Here is an 18,976-nt window from a genome sequence, read left to right on the forward strand (position 1 = left end):
GCGCGTCAGGCAGTGTCCTGCACCAGGGCGGCGGCCTCCTCCAGGGAGAGGCCGCCGCCCTCCGCGTACGCGGCCTCGTACTCGGCGTCGCCGAGGGCCGCGCGGGTGTGCCGCTCGGCCCGCTCGAACACCTCGCGCTCCATGGACGTCGAGCAGTTGCCCGGCGGCAGGTTCAGCACGCCGGCCGCGAGGCAGCGGGCGCCGTCGCGGGCCAGGCGGCCGCCGTCGACCTCGGCCATGCTGATGGCGGCGAGGGCCAGGTACAGGGAGCGCATGTGCGGGGCCATGGCCCTGGACAGCGCGTCGGAGGACCGCTCCAGCGCCTTGCGGACCTTCTCCAGGGACAGCTCGTAGTCGCCCGCCACCGCCTCCAGCCAGGCCTCCCCGCCGAGGATGAAGGCGTCGAAGACCATGAAGTGGGAGATCTCGAACTCCTTGCGCAGCACCACCAGTTGGCTGCGCGCCTCGTCGACCCGGCCGGTGGTGGCGAGCCGGCCCGCGAGGAACATCCGGGCGGCGGGCATCGCCTCGTTGCCGGAGCCGTCCCGGCGCTCGATCACCTCGCGCAGCAGCTGCTCGCCCCGTTCGGGCTCGCCCGCCTCGATGAGCGCGCTGCCGAGCCGGGCCTGCAACACCGCCACCTGGCCGCGGGCGCCCAGCCGCTCCGCCTGCTCGGTGGCCGCCTCGTAGTCCCCCGCGGCGAGCACGTACTCGCCGATCCGCTCCCGGGCCTCGCCGCGCGCGGACAGCGCCTCGGCGGTGCCCCAGGCGTCGCCGAGCCGGTCGAAGATCCGCAGCGACTCGTCGGCGTCACGGGAGGCGTCGCCGGCCCACTCGCTGCGGTTGGCCAGCAGGTTGGCGCGCATCTGGAGCGTGGCGGCCAGCTCCCACTCCATACCGGGGGTGGTGCGGCAGGTGTGGACGCAGGCGTCGAGGATCACCGGCAGCATGTCCACGTTGCCGGTCAGCATGACGGCGTAGAACCAGAGCATGGCGGGGGTGCGGCAGGTCTGCGGCATGCCGGGTTCGTAGACCTCGGTGATCAGGCGCAGTTTCTCCTTGGCCGCCGGGGACTCCCAGGCCTCCAACTCGGTGTCCATGCAGGCGAGATGGGCGAGGTGGATGCCGCGGCGGGCCTCGGCGAGGAGTTCGCCGGTCAGCGGGGGCGGGACGTCGGTGCAGCGCTCCCGGACGGGCGCGGCGCGGCGCAGCGGGGCGGCGAAGGGGTCGGGGCCCAGGGTCATGACCTCGGCGCACCAGTTGCGGGCCTCGATGCGGGCGTCGCGCATCTGCCAGTACCAGACCAGCGACAGGGCGAGGCTGAGGGCTTCTTGTTCGTCGCGCTCGGCGACGGCGTGCCGCAGGGCGGTGCGCAGGTTCTCGTACTCGCGCTCCAGCAGCTCGATGGCGGCGAGCTGGCCGGGGCCGCGCAGCAACGGGTCGGTGGTGCGGGCGAGTTCGCGGTAGTACGTCAGATGCGCGCGCTCGGTGCCGGCGCGCCGTCCGGCCTCGTCGAGGCGCTCGCCCGCGTACTCGGCGACGGTCTCCAGGAGCCGGTAGCGCATGCCGCCGTCGCCCGAAGGGGCCGCCACCACAAGGGACTTGTCGACGAGCGAGCCCAGCGCCTCCAGCGCGACCGGGCCGCACACCGCCTCGGCCGCGGCGAGGTCGCAGCCGCCGGCGAACACCGAGAGCCGGCACAGAACGTCGCGTTCGTCCGCGTCGAGCAGGTCCCAGGACCAGTCGACGACCGCGCGCAGGGTCTGCTGGCGGGGCAGGACGGTACGGCTGCCGGAGGTGAGCAGCCGGAAGCGGTCGTCGAGTCGGTCGGCGATCTGACGTGGTGTCAACATCCGTAGCCGGGCCGCCGCGAGCTCGATGGCCAGCGGCAGTCCGTCGAGCCGGCGGCAGATCTCGGCACACGCCTCGGGGTCGTCCTCGACCCGGAACCCGGGCCGGGCGGCGGCCCCGCGGTCGGCGAGCAGCCGCAGCGCGCTCGGCTCGGGCAGCGGCTCCACGGGCCGCAGCAACTCCCCCGGTACGCCGAGGGGTTCACGGCTGGTGGCGAGCACCGTCAGTTCGGGGCAGCGGGCCAGGAGCTCCTCGACCAGGCGGGCGGCGGCGTCGATGACGTGCTCGCAGTTGTCGAGGACGATCAGCATGCGGCGTTTGCCGAGATGTTCGGCGAGCCGGTCCAGGGGCTCGTCGTGCCGGTCGCTGCCCGCGGCCCGCATGGCCTCGGCACCGGCGCCGTACAGCACGGTCTCGCGGGCGCCGACGGCGGTGAGCACGGCCTCCGGCACGGAGTCCGGGTCGTCCACGGGCGCCAGTTCGGCCAGCCAGACCCCGTCCCGGGTGGCGTACCGCACCTTCTCGGCGGCCTCCTGCGACAGCCGCGTCTTCCCGGCCCCGCCGGGCCCGAGCAGCGTCACCAGCCGGGCGGCGGCGATGTCACCCCGGATGGCATCGATGTCGGCCTCCCGGCCCACGAAGGAGGTGAGCCGGGCCCGGAGGTTGCCGGGAGGCGGGGCGGAGGGGCCACCGGGCGAGGTCGGGGCAGCGGCCGGGGCCTGGGCACGGGCGTCGCTCGCGGCACCCGCCTCCCCGTCCGCCGACCGGAGCAACTCCCCGTGCAGGGCGCGCAGTTCAGGGCCCGGGTCGGAGCCGAGCCGGTCCGCGAGGAGCCGGCGTACGTCCTCGTAGGCGGCCAGCGCCTCCGCCGTGCGGCCGGTGGCGCGCAGGGCCTTGAGGCGCAGGGACTGGAGGGGTTCGTCGAGGGGATGGGTGTCGCACAGGGCGGTCAGTTCGGGCAGGGCCGTGTCCGCGTCGCCGAGGGCGAGGGCGGCCGTGAGCCGGGCCCGGCGGGCGTCCAGGCGCCGGGTCTCCCAGCGGGACGCCTCCCCCGTGCGGTCGGGGAGGTCGGCCAGGGCCGGGCCGTGCCACAGGGCCAGCGCGTCGTCCAGGGCCTCCGCCGCCTTCGCGGGGTTGCCGTCGGCCAGCGCCCGCAGCCCCTCACCGGTCAGCCGCTCGAAGCGGTGCAGGTCGATGTCGTCGGCGGCGACGGCGAGCCGGTACCCGCTCTCCGCCGAGGCGATCGCCTCGGCACCCAGCGTCCGGCGCAGCCTCCCCACCAGCGCCTGCAGCGCGCCCGTCGCGTCCGCCGGCGGATCCCCGCCCCACACCTCGTCCACCAGCAGGCTCGCGGGCACGGTCCGCCCGGGCCGCAGAGCGAGCACGGTCAGCAACGCGCGCAGCCGCGTCCCGCCGACCGGGACGGGCGTACCGTCGGGGCGGACTGCCTGGGTGGTGCCGAGAATGCGATAGCGCACGGGGTCCATTGTCTCCGGTCATATCGGGGCCGGTCACGGGGTTCGGATACACGGGGTGGCGAGAGGCCGGACGAAAGGGGGATCGGCGGGCTCAGGGAGCCGGCCTCGGACGGGCCCGCGCCCCGCTCTTCACGCACCTCACCGCTTTCCCGACCCTCATCCCCCCACCTTCCCCGGAACCGTTGACCCTCCGCGAGACGTTTTCCCCTTACGCCCGGTACCGTCGGGCAGTCCCACCGCGCGCGCATTCAGTCCAGGGAGCCCGATGACCACCGCCACCACCCGCCACAGCGACCGCCGGATCAGTCCCGTCTTCCTCGGGATCCTGGCCGTCACGGCGGTCACGGGATGGGCCACCTGGACGGGGTTCGCCGAGCAGCCCGGCGTGGCCGTGTTCCTGTTCGTGACGGCCGCCTGGATCGTCTCACTGTGTCTGCACGAGTACGCACACGCGCGTACGGCGCTGCACAGCGGCGACATCTCCGTGGGCTCCAAGGGTTATCTCACGCTGAACCCGCTGAAGTACACGCACGCCCTGCTCAGCATCGTGCTCCCCGTGCTCTTCGTGATCATGGGCGGGATCGGGCTGCCGGGTGGGGCCGTCTTCATCGAGCGGGGGCGGATCCACGGGCGCTGGAAGCACAGCCTGATCTCGGCGGCCGGTCCGCTGACCAATGTGCTGTTCGCCGCCGTCTGCACCGCGCCGTTCTGGCTGCACGCGCTGGACGGGGTGCCGCGGGACTTCCAGTTCGCGCTGGCCTTCCTCGCGCTGCTCCAGGTCACGGCCGCGATCCTGAACTTCCTGCCGGTGCCGGGCCTCGACGGCTACGGCGTGATCGAGCCCTGGCTCTCGTACAACATCAAGCGCCAGGTGGAGCCGTTCGCGCCGTTCGGCCTGCTGTTCGTGTTCGCGCTGCTGTGGGTGCCGGCCGTCAACACCCAGTTCTTCGACGTGATCGACGCGATCCTGCGCGGTCTGGGGATCGGCGACTTCTCGACCTACTGCGGTCAGGAGCTGTACCGGTTCTGGCAGGGCAGCAACGAGTTCTGCTCGGTCAGCGGGTGACGGAACGGGACGCGGTGCCCCGGCCCCGCTTCAGGTAGTACCAGCACATGTTGGACGACAGCCCCGCCAGCAGCACCCACACGATCCCGATCCAGCTGCCCTGCACGAAGGACACGACCGCCGCGGCCACCGCGAGGACGCAGACGACGAGGGCGTAGAGGGCTAGGCGGGGCATTCGATCGGCTCCTGTCGAGGGGCGGGGGAAACGGATGGGCACCCACCAGTCTCCCCCACCCGCTCACACGTCGGTGACGCGCAGCCCCGCGTGTGCCTTGTAGCGGCGGTTCACCGAGATCAGGTTCGCCACCAGCGACTCCACCTGGTGGGCGTTGCGCAGCCGGCCGGCGAAGACTCCGCGCATGCCGGGGATGCGGCCGGCCAGGGCCTGGACGATCTCGACGTCGGCCCGCTCCTCGCCGAGGACCATCACATCGGTGTCGATCTCCTCGATCTCCGGGTCCTGGAGCAGCACCGCCGAGAGATGGTGGAAGGCGGCGGCGACCCGGGAGTCCGGCAGCAGGGCGGCGGCCTGTTGGGCGGCGCTGCCCTCCTCCGGCTTCAGCGCGTAGGCGCCCTGCTTGTCGAAGCCGAGCGGGTTGACGCAGTCGACGACCAGCTTGCCGGCCAGTTCCTCGCGCAGGGACTCAAGGGTCTTGCCGTGACCGTCCCAGGGCACGGCGACGATCACGACGTCACTGCGCCGCGCGGTCTCGGCGTTGTCGGCGCCCTCGACGCCGTACCCGAGTTCGTCGGCGGCGGCCTGCGCGCGCTCGGCGGCCCGCGAGCCGATGATCACCTTCTGGCCGGCCCGGGCCAGCCGGTAGGCGAGGCCCTTGCCCTGCGGCCCGGTCCCGCCGAGGACGCCGACGACCAGACCGGAGACGTCGGGGAGGTCCCACGGGTCCTTGGCGGGGGCCTTCGCAGGGGTCTGTGCAGCACTGTCGGTAGAGGTCATGGGCCGACTGTACGTGCGCCCCGACCCCCCTCGCCGGTCAGGTGAGCGCCGTCACGGGCACTGTGCGGAATACGACTCGTTCGTACGCCCCGAAGTCACCGGTCTCGTACAGGAGTCCGACGGTCCCGTCGTCCACGCGGACGAGGTCGGAGTAGGCGGCGGGCAGGCCGTCGGCCGTGAACACCGGGCGCCAGGTGGTCCCGCTGTCGGTGGAGGCGCGGACCGTCATCAGGGCGCGGCCGTCGGGCAGGGCGGGGCCGGAGAAGAGGAGGACGTCGGGGTCGCCGAGGTGGAGCAGGCCGCCCTCGCAGACGGGTCCGGTGAGGCCGGCCTGGGGGCGGAAGGGGAGGCGCAGGGTCCGGCCGCCGTCCGCGGAGTGGGCGTCGGCGCGGTTGCCGGGCGACGGGGAGTCGTTGCGGGTGTTGAAGTAGACGCGGCCGTCGGGGAGTTCGGCGGCGGTGGTCTCGTTGCAGTTGATGTAGCCGTTGGTGTTCTCGTCGACGTAGCCGAGGTACCAGGTCTCGCCCAGGTCGTCGCTGAGCAGGCAGTGACCGCTGTTGTACTTGGCCTCGTTGCCGATGTCGGTACCGGTGGGCGGCAGGGTGTGGTTGGCGGGGACGACGACCCTTCCGGTGCTCAACTGGAGGGCGTGGCCGGGGGTGGTGGCGTACCAGCGCCAGCCGGGCCGCTTCACCGACCCGGTGATCTCGACCGGGTCCGACCAGGTCAGCCCGTCGTCGTCGCTGTGACACACCCACACCCGGCGTCCGTCGGCGTCCGTCACCTGGCCGCGCAGGATCAGGTCCTCGGAGGCGCCGGCCGCCGAACGGACGTGCACGAGGAGGATCCGGCCGGTGTCGAGGACGACGGGGGCGGGGTTGCCGGCGAGGTCGGTGCCGTTGTCCGCGGCGACCTGGAGCGGGCCCCAGGTGCGGCCGCCGTCGGTGGAGCGCTTGAGCACGATGTCGATGTGGCCGTAGTCGCGCCCGGAGTCGACCCGCCCCTCGCAGAAGGCGAGCAGGGTGCCGGCGGCGGTGCGGACCACCGCGGGGATCCGATAGCTGGCGTACCCCTCGCGGCCGGCGCGGAAGGGGACGGTGACCTCTGCCATGGACGTACTCCTCGTGATCGTCGTTGATCTCCGATAACTGACCCGATTGCCCAACTTGGGCGAATTCGTGGTGAACACCGGGTCACGAGTGGCCGGTTGGTGCAGGATGCGGACATGGACGCCGTACGTGTCGCGCTGCTGCGCGAAGTGCTCGCCGGGACCGAATGGCTGGGTGCCACGAGGAGGTTCGCGGGGGCGCTGCGCGGGTCGGTCGTCTCGCACGGTGGCGGGCTGCTCCTCGTCGGCACCCCGGAGTACGAGCCCTGGCACCTGGCGGCGCACCTGGTCGACGAGGCCGCCTGGTCGGGTACGCCGGAACTGGCGCCGACGCTCGTACGGCACGGGGCGCAGGCCGCGGACCCGGCCCATCTGGCCGTCGGTCTCGGCCGGTTGGCGGCGGCCAGGCGCGGCGAGACGCTGCTCGTGGTGTCGCCGGGCGGCCCCGATGTGCCGCTCCTGGAGCGGGTGCACGATGCCCGGCGGGCCGGGGCGACGGTCCTGGCGCTGGGTCCCGGCGAGGAGCAACTGGTCTCCCTGGCCCACGAGTCGCTGGCGGTCCCGGACGGCTCCGAGCTGGATCTCGACACCGTCCAGCACCTGGTGAGCGCGGCGGCCGGCGAGACCCCGCTCCCCGCACCGCGAGGCCGCCGCCGTTTCAAGGACCGGCTGTCCCGGCTGGCGGACCAGTTGACGGCACCGCCGCCGGCGCGCTGGTAGCGACAGCGGGGACGCTGCCGCAGGTGGGGCGGTCGGAAAAGCGTTTGCCCCGGGCAGCCATCCAGCCCGAACATGGCACTTCGTGACCGAAGACGCCCCCGAAACCCCGTCCCGCCTGCGCGGCCTCCTGCCCGATCTCGCCCCCTGGCGGGCCTCTCGGGACTTCCGGCGGTTGTGGTTCTCGGGGATGATCTCGACCTTCGGCAGCTTCCTGACGTTCGTCGCGCTGCCGGTGCAGATCAAGGAACTCACCGATTCCGCGGCGGCCGTGGGGGCCATCGGGGCCGTGGAATTGATCCCGCTGATCGTGTTCGGGCTGTACGGCGGTGCGCTGGCCGACGCCCTGGACAAGCGGAAGCTGATCCTGTGGACCGAGGCCGGACAGGGCGTGCTGTCCGCGCTGCTGCTGCTCAACGCGCTGATGCCGAACCCCGCCGTCTGGCCGCTGTACGTGGTCGCCGCCCTCTCCTCCGCCCTGGTCTCCGTGCAGCGCCCCGCGCTCGACTCGCTCTGGCCCCGGATCGTGGCCCACGAACACCTGCCCGCCGCGGCCTCGCTGAACGCCCTGCGCTGGACGGTCGGCGGGGTCGCCGGACCGGCCCTCGCGGGCGTGGTCGTGGCGTACGCGGGCCTCGGCTGGGCGTACGGCGCCGACCTGGTGACGTTCGTCGTCTCCGCCGTCCTCATGGTCCGCATCGCCGCCGCCCCCGCCGTGCGCGAGGCCGCGAAGCCGTCGCTGGCCGCGATCGTCGAGGGCGCCCGGTACGCCTGGAGCCGCAAGGAACTGCTCGGCACCTACGCCGTCGACCTGGCCGCGATGTTCCTGGCGATGCCGCTCGCCCTGCTGCCCTTCCTCGCGGACGAGCTGGACGCCGAGTGGTCGCTGGGCCTGATGTACGCGGCGGTCCCGTTCGGGGCGATGCTGGTGGGCCTGACCGGCGGCTGGACCTCGCGGGTGCACCGGCACGGGCGGATGGTGGTGCTGTCGGCCGCGCTGTGGGGCCTGGCGATCGCGGGCGCCGGTGTCGTGGGCAACGTGTGGCTGGTGCTGCTCTTCCTGACCGTGGCCGGCAGCTGCGACATGGTCAGCGGCATCTTCCGGAGCGCCATGTGGAACCAGACGATCCCGGACGAGCTACGGGGCCGGCTCGCCGGGATCGAGCTGCTCTCGTACTCCGTCGGACCCACCCTCGGCCAGGTCAGGTCGGGCGGTTTCGCCGCCTGGTGGGGTGTACGGGCATCCGTCTGGTCCGGCGGGCTGCTGTGCGCGGGGGCGGTGGGGCTGCTGGCGCTGTGCCTGCCGGGGCTGATGCGCTACGACGAGCGGACCAACGAGCACGCCGCACGCGTGCGTGCGCAACGGAAGGCGACCGCCGCGGTGACACCGGTGAGCCAGGCGCAGGCCCAGGCGTAGGCACGTATACCTGCGCCCGGACCCGTGCGCGGGCCCGTCACTTGTCCTCGGTGCCGCCCTTCGGGGCGTCGTGCCAGTTGGGGTCGTTCTCCCACTCCAGGTTGCGCTCGCGGGCCGTCTCCATCGCGTGCTCGGCCTCCTGGCGGCTCGCGTAGGGCCCGAAGCGGTTCTTGCCGGGGCAGTCGGGCCCCTCCTCGACCGTCTTGTGTTCGAGGCAGTAGTACCACTCGCCCGGCTTGCCGACCGTGCGCTTCTTGAACAAGGCCATGACCTGCTCCTCTCGCCACCGACATGTTCCCCCACGGCGGCTCGTTAGACTCGCTGGCATGTCTGGCCAGTCGCTGCTCGTACCAGGGGAGCTCTCCCCCACCCGTCAGGTACCCGGAAACATCCGCCGCCCCGAGTACGTGGGCAAGCCCGCACCGGCGCCGTACACCGGCCCCGAGGTGCAGACGCCCGAGACGATCGAGGCGATGCGCGTCGCCGGGCGGATCGCCGCGCGGGCGATGGCGGAGGCCGCGAAGCTGATCTCCCCCGGCGTCACCACCGACGAACTGGACAAGGTGGCGCACGAGTACATGTGCGACCACGGCGCCTATCCGTCGACGCTCGGCTACCGCGGCTTTCCCAAGTCCCTGTGCACCTCCGTCAACGAGGTGATCTGCCACGGCATTCCGGACTCGACCGTGCTGCGGGACGGCGACATCGTCAACCTCGACGTGACGGCGTACATCGGCGGGGTGCACGGCGACAACAACGCGACCTACCTGGTCGGGGACGTCGACGAGGAGTCGCGGCTGCTGGTGGAGCGGACCCGGGAGGCCCTCGACCGCGCGATCAAGGCCGTCCGGCCGGGCCGGCAGATCAACATCATCGGCCGGGTCATCGAGTCGTACGCCAAGCGCTTCGGGTACGGCGTGGTCCGGGACTTCACCGGCCACGGGATCAACTCGTCCTTCCACTCCGGGCTGATCATCCCGCACTACGACAGTCCGCACGCGACGACGGTGATCCAGCCCGGGATGACGTTCACGATCGAGCCGATGCTGACGCTCGGGACGTACGAGTACGACATGTGGGACGACGGGTGGACGGTGGTCACGAAGGACCGGAAGCGAACGGCTCAGTTCGAGGACACGCTGGTGGTGACGGAGTCGGGGGCGGAGATCCTCACGCTGGCGTAGCCCCGGACACCGATGCGGCTCGCTCTCTCGGAGGGCGGGCCGTTTTCTTGTACTCTTTTACCGACAGGCTGTCGGCATCCTTACCGACCAAAAGTCGGGAAGCTGTTGACTTAGGTAAGGCTTACCTCAGAAAATGGCACGCATGGACTCCTTCTCGACAGTCATCCGCACCGCCTCCCACGAAGAGCACGTGGAGGCGGAGACCTCCACGTTCATGAGCGATCTGCTCGGCGGACGACTGGGGGTGGACGCGTACGCGCGCTACACCGAGCAACTGTGGTTCGTGTACGAGGCGTTGGAGGCGAGTGCCGAGGCGCTGGCGTCGGATCCGGTGGCCGGGCCCTTCATCCAGCCCGAGTTGTACCGGCTGCCCGCGCTGGAGCGGGACCTGACGCATCTGCGGGGCGCCGACTGGCGGTCCGGCCTGACCGCGCTGCCCGCGACGCGGGCCTACGCGGACCGGGTGCGGGAGTGCGCGGAGCAGTGGCCGGCCGGGTACATCGCCCACCACTACACGCGCTACCTCGGCGACCTCTCCGGCGGCCAGATCATCCGCGACAAGGCGGAGCGGACGTGGGGCTTCACGCGCAAGGGCGACGGCGTGCGGTTCTACGTCTTCGAGGAGATCGCCAACCCGGCGGCGTTCAAGCGGGGTTACCGGGAGCTGCTGGACGCGGTGCGGGCGGACGACTTGGAGAAGCAGCGGGTCGTGGCCGAATGCAAGAACGCGTTCGCCCTGAACACGGGGGTGTTCAGGGCATTGGGCGAGGAGTTCTCCCTCAGCGCCTGACCTAGCGCTCCAGGAACACCCGTCCCCCGACCTCAACCCATCCCCCGGGCTGCGGAGCCGTCAGTAGCTGTGACCCCGCGCCCTGCGTGATGTTGAGTGCCCGTCCCAACTGGTCCGTGAGCAGGAGTGCCGCCGCGCCCGTTGCCTCGTCCTCGTCGATGCCGTCGTTACGGCCGGGGAAGGCACGGGCGCGGACGCGTCCGGCGGCCTCGTCCTCCCAGGCCCAGGCGTAGATCCACTCCCCCGGCGGCGGCACCGGCAGGGCGTCGACCTCGGCGGCCGTGCCGTACTGGCGCAAAGCGCGCGGCGGCGCCCACTCCGCGCGGGCCTCGATCCAGCTGAACTCGCCGTCGAGGCGGGCGCCCACGAGCCCGGCCGGCGTGACCAGTTCGGGCACGTCGAGGAGCCAGGCCGAACCGACGCAGGGGTGACCGGCGAAGGGGAGGCGCAGGGTGGGTGTGTAGATGTCGATGACTCCGCGCTCGGGGTCGTCGACGAACACGGTCTCACTGAAGCCGAGTTTGCCCGCGAACGCCTGCCGCTCGTCCGGATCGGGCAGCGTCGAACCCTCCCGGACGACGGCGAGTTCGTTGCCGTATCCGCCGTTGGGCGCGCAGAAGACGCGGAGCACGTCGTAGTCGGTCACGCGGGAATTGAAGCATCCCGGGGGCACAGGCGATTGCCTGTGCCCCCGGTCCGACCAAGACTTACGCCTCCGTACGCCGCCTGCGCATCGCGAACACCACGCCCGCGCCCGCCGCCACCGCGACCGCCGAGGCCGTGCCGAGTGCGGCGACCGGTACGTCCGAGCCGGTCGACGCGAGGCCGCCGCTGATGCCGCCCGTCGTCGAGCCGGTCGTGCCGCCGGTGGTGCCCGAGCCGCCGGTGGAGCCGCCCGAGGATGTGCCGGTGCCGCTCGAACTGCCGTCGGTCGGGAGGGTGGCGTCGTCGCTGAGGGCCACCGAGAGGGTGACGGGGTCGAGTTCGGTGCCGGAGGTGTAGTAGCCGCTGAAGGCCTTCGCGCCGGCCTCGGTGAGGGTCGCGGTGATGCCGTCGACCGTGATGATGTCGTCCTCGGGGGTGAGGGTGGCGTCGTTGGTCTCGAGGTCGGCCAGGACCACGTCGTCGGTCGTCTTGCCGAGGCTGGTGACGTCCGCGGTCAGCTCGCCCTTGCCGCCGTCGAGGGCGACTTCGAGGCCGCTGAGGGTGAGGTCGAGGGCGTACGTGCCGTTCGTCTCATGGCCCTTGAAGTTCACCGCGCCCTCGAAGGCGGCGGAGAGGGTGTCCGCGTCGTTGTCGTAGGAGCCGGTCGCGTCGGGGAAAGTGAAGGCGCCGTTGCCGGTGGCCTGGGTCGCGCCGGACGATGCCGTGATCTTGCCGTTGGCGACGCTGCCCACGACGTAGGTGCGGAAGGACTCCTTCACGCCCCAGCCGAGCTTGCCGTCGAGGATCTCGCCCTCGGTCGCGGGCTCGGACTCCGACTCGGAGGGCGTCGGCGAGGGGGTGGCGGTGTCAGTCGCGGTGGGGGTGGTAGTCGGGGTGGGCGTCGGCGTGGGTGTCGGGGTCGGGGTGGGTGTCGTCGACGGCGGCGGCGAGCTGGGCGGGGTCGGAGCCGTCACCGTCAGCAGGTCGCCGGCCGCGCCCTCGTAGCCGGGGCTGCCGAAGGAGTCCGCGGCCTCCTTGGTCAGCGTGGTCGCCATGGCCTTCATGTCGCGCGTGACGGTGACCTTCGCGAGCGGCACGTCCTGTGCCGTCGTCCCGTTCTTGGTCACGTCCGCCGTCAACTCGGCGTCCTTGCTGTCGAACTGGACGTCCGACAGCGTGATGTCGAAGCCGTGCAGCTTGGAGACGATGTTCAGGCTGCCTTCGAAGGCGAGGTCCACCGTGTGCGCGTCGGAGTCGTAACTGCCCGCGCCCTTGACGAAGGTGAAGGCGCCGTTGCCGGACGCCTGCGCGGCGCCGGCCGCCGGGGTGAAGGTGCCGGCCGCGGCGCCGGTCACGTAGGTGCGGTACGACTCCTTGATGCCCCACGTCAACTCGTAGCCGCTGAGCGGCACTTCGGCGGCGGACGCGCTGGTCGCGGCGAACGCGCCGGCGCCCAGGGTGACCGCGACGGCGGCGGCGAGGGCGATGGATCTGGGTGTGGCGGCTGGCATGGCGGGATCGTCTCCTCGTGATGCTGATGGTGGTGGTGGCGTTTGTGGGGGTCAGCCCTCGTCGGTCGCGGTCCGGGTGCGGCGGGCGCGGATCACCGCGTAGGCGGCGGCCGCCAGCAGCAGGGCGCCGGCCGTGAGGCCGACCGGGAGGACCGGGAAGCCTGCGTCGTCGCCGTCGGTGGCGCTCGCGGCGCGGACCGGTTCGGCGGACGCCTTCGAGGGCGTGGGGCTCGGGGTGGGTGCGCTGCCCAGGTCGGGCAGGGCCGGGAGGACGGCGTCGTCGGTGAGGGCGACGGCCAGCGAGACCGGGTCCATCGCGGTGCCCGCCTGGTACATGCCGCCGAAGGCCTTGGCGCCCTGGGCGGTGAGCTGCGCGGGGGCCTCGGTCAGTTTCACCAGGCCGTCGGTGGCCTTGAGGCCCTTCGCGGTGAAGGTGACCAGCGGGACCTTCCTGCCGCTGAAGTCCGCGCTCGTGACGTCGGCGTAGAGGGTCCCCTTGCCGTCCTTGACGGCGGCTTTCACCGCGCCGAGCTTCAGGTCGAGGCCCTCCTCGCCGGTGAAGCGGACCGTGCCGGTGAAGCTCGCGGTCAACTCGCCCTTCTCGTACGTCCCTTCGCCCTTCGGGAAGCGGAAGAGCGCGCCGCCGTCCTCGGCGCCGTCGGAGAGCGTCCACTTGCCGCGGGCGATGTCGCCGGTGACGTACTCGCGGAAGGTGCGGCGCACGCCCCAGTCGGCGGCGCCGTCCTGGATGGCGTCGGTGGCGGCCGGCTTCTTCTCCTTCTTCGCCGCGGACTTGGTGGGCGTCGGCGAGGAAGTGGCCTTGGCCGCCTGGATGTCCGCGGTGAGGCTGACCGGGTCCAGGGCGGTGCCGGCGGTGTAGTAGCCGGCGAAGGACTTGGCGCCCTGGGCGGTGAGGGTGGCGGGCAGGTTGTTCAGGACGACCGAGGTGCCGCCGCCCTTCATGTCGATGCCGCCCAACGAGAGGGAGGCGAAGGGCACTTGTGAGGACGTCGCGACCGTCCCGGTGCCCTTCGCCTTGCTGACGACGTCCAGGTAGAGCGTTCCGGTGGCGCCGGAGATGCGGACGGTGGGGCGGCTGAGAGTGAGGTCCAGCTGGTAGGTGCCGTTGGCCTCCTTGTGGCCGACGAAGTGGACCCCGCCGGCGTAGGAGGCGTTGAACGCGCCGGTGGTGCCGTCGTAGGTGCCGGTCGCCGAGGGGAAGCGGAACTGGCTGCTGCCCACGGTCGCCGCGCCGCCGGTGAGGGAGTAACTCCCCTTGGCTATCGGGCCGGTGACATAGCTCTGGAAGGAGGATTTGATCCCCCAGTCGAGCCGGCCTCCCCGCACGGTGCTGCCGTCCGCGTGCGCGGCGGTGACCGGGAGCAGCAGGGCTCCCAGTACGGCCGTGCACAGCACGGTGATCAGGGCACGTAGGCGCGCGGGCATGAAAAGTCCTCCGGTGACGACTGCCGGTAGCGAACGAAGGTAAGGCTAACCTAAGCTTTGCCTGCCGAAAACAGTCGGCGGACCTGGTCATGGACCGGACCTGAACCGGAAGGAACGAACGGGACCGTGCGACGCATGCGCGCTCGACTGGCAGGAGCACTGGTCTCCGTGCTCGCCCTCACGCTCACCGCGACCGCCTGCGGAGGGGGCGACACCAAGGCCCCGGCCGCGGCGACGACCACGGCGGCCAACCGGGTGGAGCCGCTGACCGGCACCCCGGAGCCCGACCTCCCGGTGACCGTCGCCTCGGCGGACGGGAAGAAGGTGACCGTCTCCGCCGCCCGGCGCATCGTGCCGCTCTCCGGCAGCCTCAGCGAGATCGTGTTCACGCTCGGGCTCGGTGACCGGGTCGTCGCCCGGGACATCACCGCCACCTTCCAACAGGCGGCGAAGCTCCCGGTCGTCACCCGCAACCACGACGTCTCCGCGGAGAGCGTGCTGTCGCTGAAGCCTGATCTGGTCCTCGCCGAGGCCACGACGGGACCGGAGGAGGCGATGGGTCAGATCCGCGCCGCCGGTGTCCCGGTGCTGGTCGTCGACCCGGCCCAGGGGCTCGACGACGTCGGTCCGCGCATCCAGGCCGTCGCGGACGCGCTCGGCGTACCGGCCGCCGGGAAGGAGCTGACGAAGCGCTCCGAGGCGCGAATAGCCGCCGTGCAGAAGGCAGTTCCCACGCACAAGGAGAAGCCGCGGGTCGCGTTCCTCTATCTGCGCGGTTCCGCCTCCGTCTATCTCATCGGCGGCAAGGGCTCGGGCGCGACCTCGCTCCTGGAGGCGGCCGGGGCGGTCGACGCGGGCGCCGAGTCGGGGCTGGACAAGGACTTCACCGCCATCACCACCGAGGCCCTCGCCAAGGCCGCGCCGGACGCGATCCTCGTCATGACCAAGGGACTCGAGTCCGTCGGCGGCATGGAAGGCCTGGTGAAGATCCCGGGCGTCGCCCAGACCCCGGCCGGCATGAACCGCCGGGTCGTCTCGATCGAGGACGGCGTGCTGCTCAACTACGGGCCGCGCACCGACCAGGTGCTGAAGTCGATCGTCGACCAGTTGTACGGGGACGGGGACGACGGCGGGGACAGTGGCGGGGACGGGGACGCCAAGTGACGCTTCTCGACAAGCGGTTGGTGACGGAGAGCTCCGCGCCGAGGCGCCGCGGCAGACGCAGTACCGCATGGATCCTGACCGTGGGTCTGGTCGTCGCCCTGCTCGTCCTGGTCCCGGTCGCCGCCGGGCTCGGTGCCTATCCCATCCCCGTCGGTGACGTCCTCTCCTCCGTCCAGCACCGGATCGGACTCGGCGGCGCGGCCCTGGACCGCGTACCGGAGTCGGTCCTGTGGAACGTGCGCTTCCCGCGGATCGTGCTCGCGCTGCTGGTGGGTGCCTCGTTGGGCTGTGCCGGTGCGCTGATGCAGGGCGTGTTCGGCAATCCGCTCGCCGAGCCCGGGGTCATCGGCATCTCCTCCGGCGCGGCGGTGGGCGCGGTCGCGGTGATCGCGTTCGGGCTGAACTTCCTTGGCACGTGGACGGTTTCGGTGTTCGCCTTCGTCGCCGGTCTTGGCGCGGTCCTGCTCGTGTACGCGGCCTCGCGCTCCGGCGGGCGTACGGAGGTGGTGACGCTGATCCTGACCGGCATCGCGCTGAACGCGTTCGCGGGCGCGCTGATCGGCCTGTTCCTCTTCTTCGCGGACACCGCGGCCGTCAACCAGATCACCTTCTGGCAGCTCGGCTCGCTCTCCCAGGCGACCTGGCCGAAAGTGCTCGCGGTACTGCCGTGCGCGGCGATCGGCCTGGCCCTGGCGCCCCTGCACTCCCGCCGCCTGGACCTCCTCGCGCTCGGCGAACGCCCGGCCCGGCACCTCGGTGTGGACGTGGAGCGGCTGCGCCTGACGCTGGTCCTGCTGATCGCCCTGCTCACCGCCGCCGCGGTCAGCGTCTCCGGCATCATCGGCTTCGTCGGCCTGGTCGTCCCGCATCTGCTGCGCATGGCGGCGGGCCCCGGCCACCGCTTCCTCGTCCCCGGCAGCGCCCTGCTCGGCGCGCTCGTCCTGCTGGCGGCCGACCTGACCGCCCGCACGATCGCCGCCCCCGCGGAACTCCCCCTGGGCGTCCTCACCGCCCTCCTCGGCAGTCCCTTCTTCTTCTGGCTGCTCCTCAGGACCCGGCGCAGACAAGGGGGTTGGGCATGAGGGGCCGCGATGTCAGGGGGCACGGTCAGGTCAGGACGGCGAAGTACGCCGGCCTTCTGGCCCTGCGTCACGCCGACGCCCTGGCCGCCCGATACGCCGCTGCCCTGCGGCCCGCCCTCGCCCCGCCTCCCCCGACCCCGTTCGCCGGACGCGCGCTCAATCGGCCTCGACTCCTCCTGCCCGCCCTGCACGCGCTCCGCGCCGCACTTGACGACCTCGCCGCCGCGGCGACCGCCGCAGCCCCGCCCGCAACAGCCCACGAGGACGACGCCCTCCGCCGCTGCCCGACCGCCAACGACCACAACACCCAAGGCCCCCGGGCATGAGACACCCACGCCCACGGTCCACCCCGGCGGCGCCGAGCCTCTCCTCTCCCCTCCGCCCAAGGAACCGCCGTATGAGACTCCTGCGCCCCCGTCCCACCCCACCCGCCCCCGCCGAACCCGGCAACGTCCTCGCCGAGGCCGTGGGGCTTCATGTGCGGCTCGGTGGCCGCGAGGTGCTGCACGGTGTCGATGTGCGGGCGCGGGCCGGGGAGATCCTTGCCCTGGTCGGGCCCAACGGGGCCGGGAAGTCCACCCTGTTGGGCGCCCTCGCCGCCGATCTGCCGGCGGCGACCGGCAGCGTTCGGATCGACGGCCGGTCCGTCACGGAGTGGACCACCCCCGAACTCGCCCTGCGCCGGGCGGTACTTCCCCAGTCGGCGACGCTCTCCTTTCCGTTCACGGTGGAGGAGGTCGTGCGGATGGGCCGCGCGCCGCACGCCGCCGCGCCCGCCGAGGACGACCGGGCCGTCGCCGACGCGATGGCCCGTACCGAGGTGACCGCGTTCGCCGCGCGCCCCTTCAACGCGCTCAGCGGCGGCGAGCGCGCCCGGGTCGCCCTCGCGCGCGTACTCGCCCAGCGCGCCCCGCTGTTGCTGCTCGACGAGCCGACCGCCGCGCTCGACCTGAAACACCAGGAGCTGGTGCTGCGGCTGTGCCGGGAGCGGGCGCGGGCCGGGGACGCCGTGGTCGTCGTCCTGCACGATCTGGGGCTCGCCGCCGCCTACGCGCACCGGGTCGCGATCCTGTGCGCCGGGCGGGTCGCGGCGGACGGCCCGCCCGCCGAGGTCTTCACCGAGCCGCTGCTGTCGCGGGTCTACGACCAGCCCGTCGAGGTGCTCCAACACCCGCGCACGGACGCGGTCCTGATCACCCCGAAGCGAATCCTTTGAAGTTCCTTTGAAGGTTTCTTGGGGTCCGTTTTAGGTCACCGTGATCGGCTCGTGCCCGTAGGCCTGCCATGAGAGCTGAATCACCGCATGGGTGGGTATCACGCAGGCAAGGCTCAGTTAAGTTAGGCGAGCCTCACCATCCCAGTGTGAGCCCCGACACGCGATTTTTCGCCATCCTCAGGAGCCTGCATGCGAGCCGTCAGACTCTCCGCCGTCACCGCAGTCGCCACCGCCGCGGCCCTGGCAGCCGTCACGGGCTGCACCGAGAAAAGCTCGGGCGACGGTGACGACGCGATCCAGGTGACCGCCGCCGACTCCAAGTGCGACACCTCCGTCAAGTCGGTGGCGGCCGGTCAGGTCACCCTGAAGATCGAGAACACGGGCTCCAAGGCGACCGAGGTCGAGATCCTCTTCCCGGACGACCGGATCGTCTCCGAGAAGGAGAACATCGGGCCCGGGACCAAGTACACGCTCACCGCCGAGGTCAAGGCGGGCTCGTACGAGATCGCCTGCCGGCCCGGCATGAAGGGCCACGGCGTCCGGCAGAAGCTCACCGTCACCGGCGGTTCGGTCGCCAAGCGCGACCCGAAGCTGGACGCGGCCGTCGCCGCCTACCGCGAGTACGCGCAGAACGAGGCCGACACGACGATCCCGAAGGTGGAGACCTTCGTCAACGCCATCAAGGCGGGCGACCTCGACGCCGCCAAGAACGCCTACGCCCCCTCCCGCGTCGGCTGGGAGACCACCGAGCCGATCGCCGAGTCGTTCGGGGACATCGACCCCAAGACCGACACCCGCGCCGACGGCCTGGAGAAGGGCCAGAAGTGGACCGGCTGGCACGCGCTGGAGAAGGCGCTGTGGGAGGACAAGAAGATCGGCGCCGAGCAGAAGACCCTCGCCGATGAGCTGCTCACCGACCTGAAGGACTGGCAGAAGCGGGTCGGCAAGGCCGAGATCACCCCGACCTCCATGGCCAACGGCGCCAAGGAACTCCTCGACGAGGTCGCCACCGGCAAGGTCACCGGCGAGGAGGACCGCTACTCGCACACCGACCTGAGCGACTTCAAGGCCAACGTCGACGGCGCGCAGAAGGCGTACGAGCTGCTCAAGCCGGTCGCGCAGAAGAACGACGCGGCCCTCACCGCCGAACTGGACAAGCAGTTCGCCTCGCTCAACACGCTGCTGGACAGGTACCGCTCGGACAGCCCGCACGACAAGGCGTACAACGGCTTCGTGTCGTACGCCACGGTCACCAAGCCCAAGCAGAAGGAGCTGTCGGACGCGGTCAACGCCCTCGCGGAGCCGCTCTCCAAGCTCGCCGCCACCGTCGTGAAGTAGGGGACCGA

General features: G+C 71.9%; 18 protein-coding genes. 10 read left to right on the forward strand and 8 right to left on the reverse strand.

The annotated features are described in order from the left end of the window. Positions 1-5 precede the first annotated feature (5 nt). Positions 6-3,338: an AfsR/SARP family transcriptional regulator gene (locus ACWD5F_RS11395; RefSeq protein WP_451253322.1), complete on the reverse strand. Its 3,333-nt coding sequence runs from the start codon at positions 3,336-3,338 to the stop codon at positions 6-8. A gap of 256 nt (positions 3,339-3,594) precedes the next feature. Between ACWD5F_RS11395 and ACWD5F_RS11400 the strand changes: the two genes are divergently transcribed. After that, positions 3,595-4,395 (forward strand): site-2 protease family protein, encoded by an 801-nt coding sequence (locus ACWD5F_RS11400; RefSeq protein ID WP_401729100.1) that lies wholly within the window; start codon positions 3,595-3,597, stop codon positions 4,393-4,395. On the opposite strand, the gene ACWD5F_RS11405 is transcribed toward ACWD5F_RS11400, so the two are convergent. The 3 genes from ACWD5F_RS11405 to ACWD5F_RS11415 all read right to left on the reverse strand — a co-directional run bounded on the left by ACWD5F_RS11405 (position 4,385) and on the right by ACWD5F_RS11415 (position 6,461). Then, positions 4,385-4,570, reverse strand: coding sequence for a hypothetical protein (locus ACWD5F_RS11405; RefSeq protein ID WP_401729101.1), 186 nt, complete (start codon positions 4,568-4,570; stop codon positions 4,385-4,387). The two genes, ACWD5F_RS11400 and ACWD5F_RS11405, sit on opposite strands and share 11 nt — an antisense overlap. A gap of 63 nt (positions 4,571-4,633) precedes the next feature. Then, complete coding sequence (gene npdG / locus ACWD5F_RS11410) at positions 4,634-5,350, reverse strand: NADPH-dependent F420 reductase (protein ID WP_401729102.1); 717 nt, start codon at positions 5,348-5,350, stop codon at positions 4,634-4,636. Positions 5,351-5,387: 37 nt separating this feature from the next. Then, positions 5,388-6,461 carry a sialidase family protein gene (locus tag ACWD5F_RS11415; RefSeq protein ID WP_451253325.1) on the reverse strand — a complete coding sequence of 358 codons (1,074 nt, stop codon included), beginning with the start codon at positions 6,459-6,461 and terminating at the stop codon, positions 5,388-5,390. Between the two features lie 114 nt (positions 6,462-6,575). Between ACWD5F_RS11415 and ACWD5F_RS11420 the strand changes: the two genes are divergently transcribed. Together ACWD5F_RS11420 and ACWD5F_RS11425 are read left to right on the forward strand one after the other, a co-directional pair. Continuing rightward, positions 6,576-7,178, forward strand: coding sequence for a hypothetical protein (locus ACWD5F_RS11420; RefSeq protein WP_401729105.1), 603 nt, complete (start codon positions 6,576-6,578; stop codon positions 7,176-7,178). 82 nt (positions 7,179-7,260) lie between these two features. Beyond that, positions 7,261-8,592, forward strand: coding sequence for an MFS transporter (locus ACWD5F_RS11425; RefSeq protein WP_451253328.1), 1,332 nt, complete (start codon positions 7,261-7,263; stop codon positions 8,590-8,592). 37 nt (positions 8,593-8,629) lie between these two features. Here ACWD5F_RS11425 and ACWD5F_RS11430 read toward each other — a convergent pair whose 3' ends face one another. Next, the gene (locus ACWD5F_RS11430; protein WP_123999447.1) at positions 8,630-8,860 is read right to left on the reverse strand and encodes a hypothetical protein; all 231 of its coding nucleotides are present in this window, start codon (positions 8,858-8,860) and stop codon (positions 8,630-8,632) included. A gap of 58 nt (positions 8,861-8,918) precedes the next feature. Here ACWD5F_RS11430 and map point away from each other — a divergent pair, with 58 nt between their 5' ends. Together map and ACWD5F_RS11440 are read left to right on the forward strand one after the other, a co-directional pair. Further along, complete coding sequence (gene map, locus ACWD5F_RS11435) at positions 8,919-9,776, forward strand: type I methionyl aminopeptidase (RefSeq protein ID WP_451253330.1); 858 nt, start codon at positions 8,919-8,921, stop codon at positions 9,774-9,776. Between the two features lie 142 nt (positions 9,777-9,918). Further along, positions 9,919-10,566 (forward strand): biliverdin-producing heme oxygenase, encoded by a 648-nt coding sequence (locus ACWD5F_RS11440; protein WP_451253332.1) that lies wholly within the window; start codon positions 9,919-9,921, stop codon positions 10,564-10,566. Position 10,567: 1 nt separating this feature from the next. On the opposite strand, the gene ACWD5F_RS11445 is transcribed toward ACWD5F_RS11440, so the two are convergent. From ACWD5F_RS11445 to ACWD5F_RS11455, 3 genes are all read right to left on the reverse strand, one after another. After that, on the reverse strand, positions 10,568-11,212 hold the full coding sequence (locus ACWD5F_RS11445; protein ID WP_451253334.1) for a PhzF family phenazine biosynthesis protein: 645 nt from the start codon (positions 11,210-11,212) through the stop codon (positions 10,568-10,570). Between the two features lie 61 nt (positions 11,213-11,273). Beyond that, positions 11,274-12,722, reverse strand: a complete 1,449-nt coding sequence (locus ACWD5F_RS11450; RefSeq protein ID WP_451253336.1) for an HtaA domain-containing protein — start codon at positions 12,720-12,722, stop codon at positions 11,274-11,276. A 51-nt stretch (positions 12,723-12,773) separates the two neighbouring features. Next, positions 12,774-14,168, reverse strand: a complete 1,395-nt coding sequence (locus ACWD5F_RS11455; protein ID WP_451253338.1) for an HtaA domain-containing protein — start codon at positions 14,166-14,168, stop codon at positions 12,774-12,776. Between the two features lie 135 nt (positions 14,169-14,303). On the opposite strand from ACWD5F_RS11455, the gene ACWD5F_RS11460 reads away from it, so the two are divergent. From ACWD5F_RS11460 to efeO, 5 genes are all read left to right on the forward strand, one after another. Next, a complete protein-coding gene (locus tag ACWD5F_RS11460; RefSeq protein WP_451253340.1) occupies positions 14,304-15,332 on the forward strand; it encodes a heme/hemin ABC transporter substrate-binding protein in 1,029 nt (342 codons plus the stop codon). After that, the gene (locus ACWD5F_RS11465) at positions 15,329-16,414 is read left to right on the forward strand and encodes a FecCD family ABC transporter permease (protein WP_451253342.1); all 1,086 of its coding nucleotides are present in this window, start codon (positions 15,329-15,331) and stop codon (positions 16,412-16,414) included. Before ACWD5F_RS11460 ends, ACWD5F_RS11465 begins: the two co-directional genes overlap by 4 nt. Beyond that, the gene (locus ACWD5F_RS11470) at positions 16,411-16,740 is read left to right on the forward strand and encodes a hypothetical protein (RefSeq protein WP_451253343.1); all 330 of its coding nucleotides are present in this window, start codon (positions 16,411-16,413) and stop codon (positions 16,738-16,740) included. Before ACWD5F_RS11465 ends, ACWD5F_RS11470 begins: the two co-directional genes overlap by 4 nt. A 71-nt stretch (positions 16,741-16,811) precedes the next feature. Further along, positions 16,812-17,630, forward strand: coding sequence for a heme ABC transporter ATP-binding protein (locus ACWD5F_RS11475; RefSeq protein WP_451253345.1), 819 nt, complete (start codon positions 16,812-16,814; stop codon positions 17,628-17,630). Between the two features lie 189 nt (positions 17,631-17,819). Then, positions 17,820-18,968: an iron uptake system protein EfeO gene (efeO, locus tag ACWD5F_RS11480; protein WP_451253347.1), complete on the forward strand. Its 1,149-nt coding sequence runs from the start codon at positions 17,820-17,822 to the stop codon at positions 18,966-18,968. The last annotated feature ends 8 nt before the right edge of the window (positions 18,969-18,976 follow it).

The organism is Streptomyces sp. NPDC002499 (assembly GCF_053595415.1).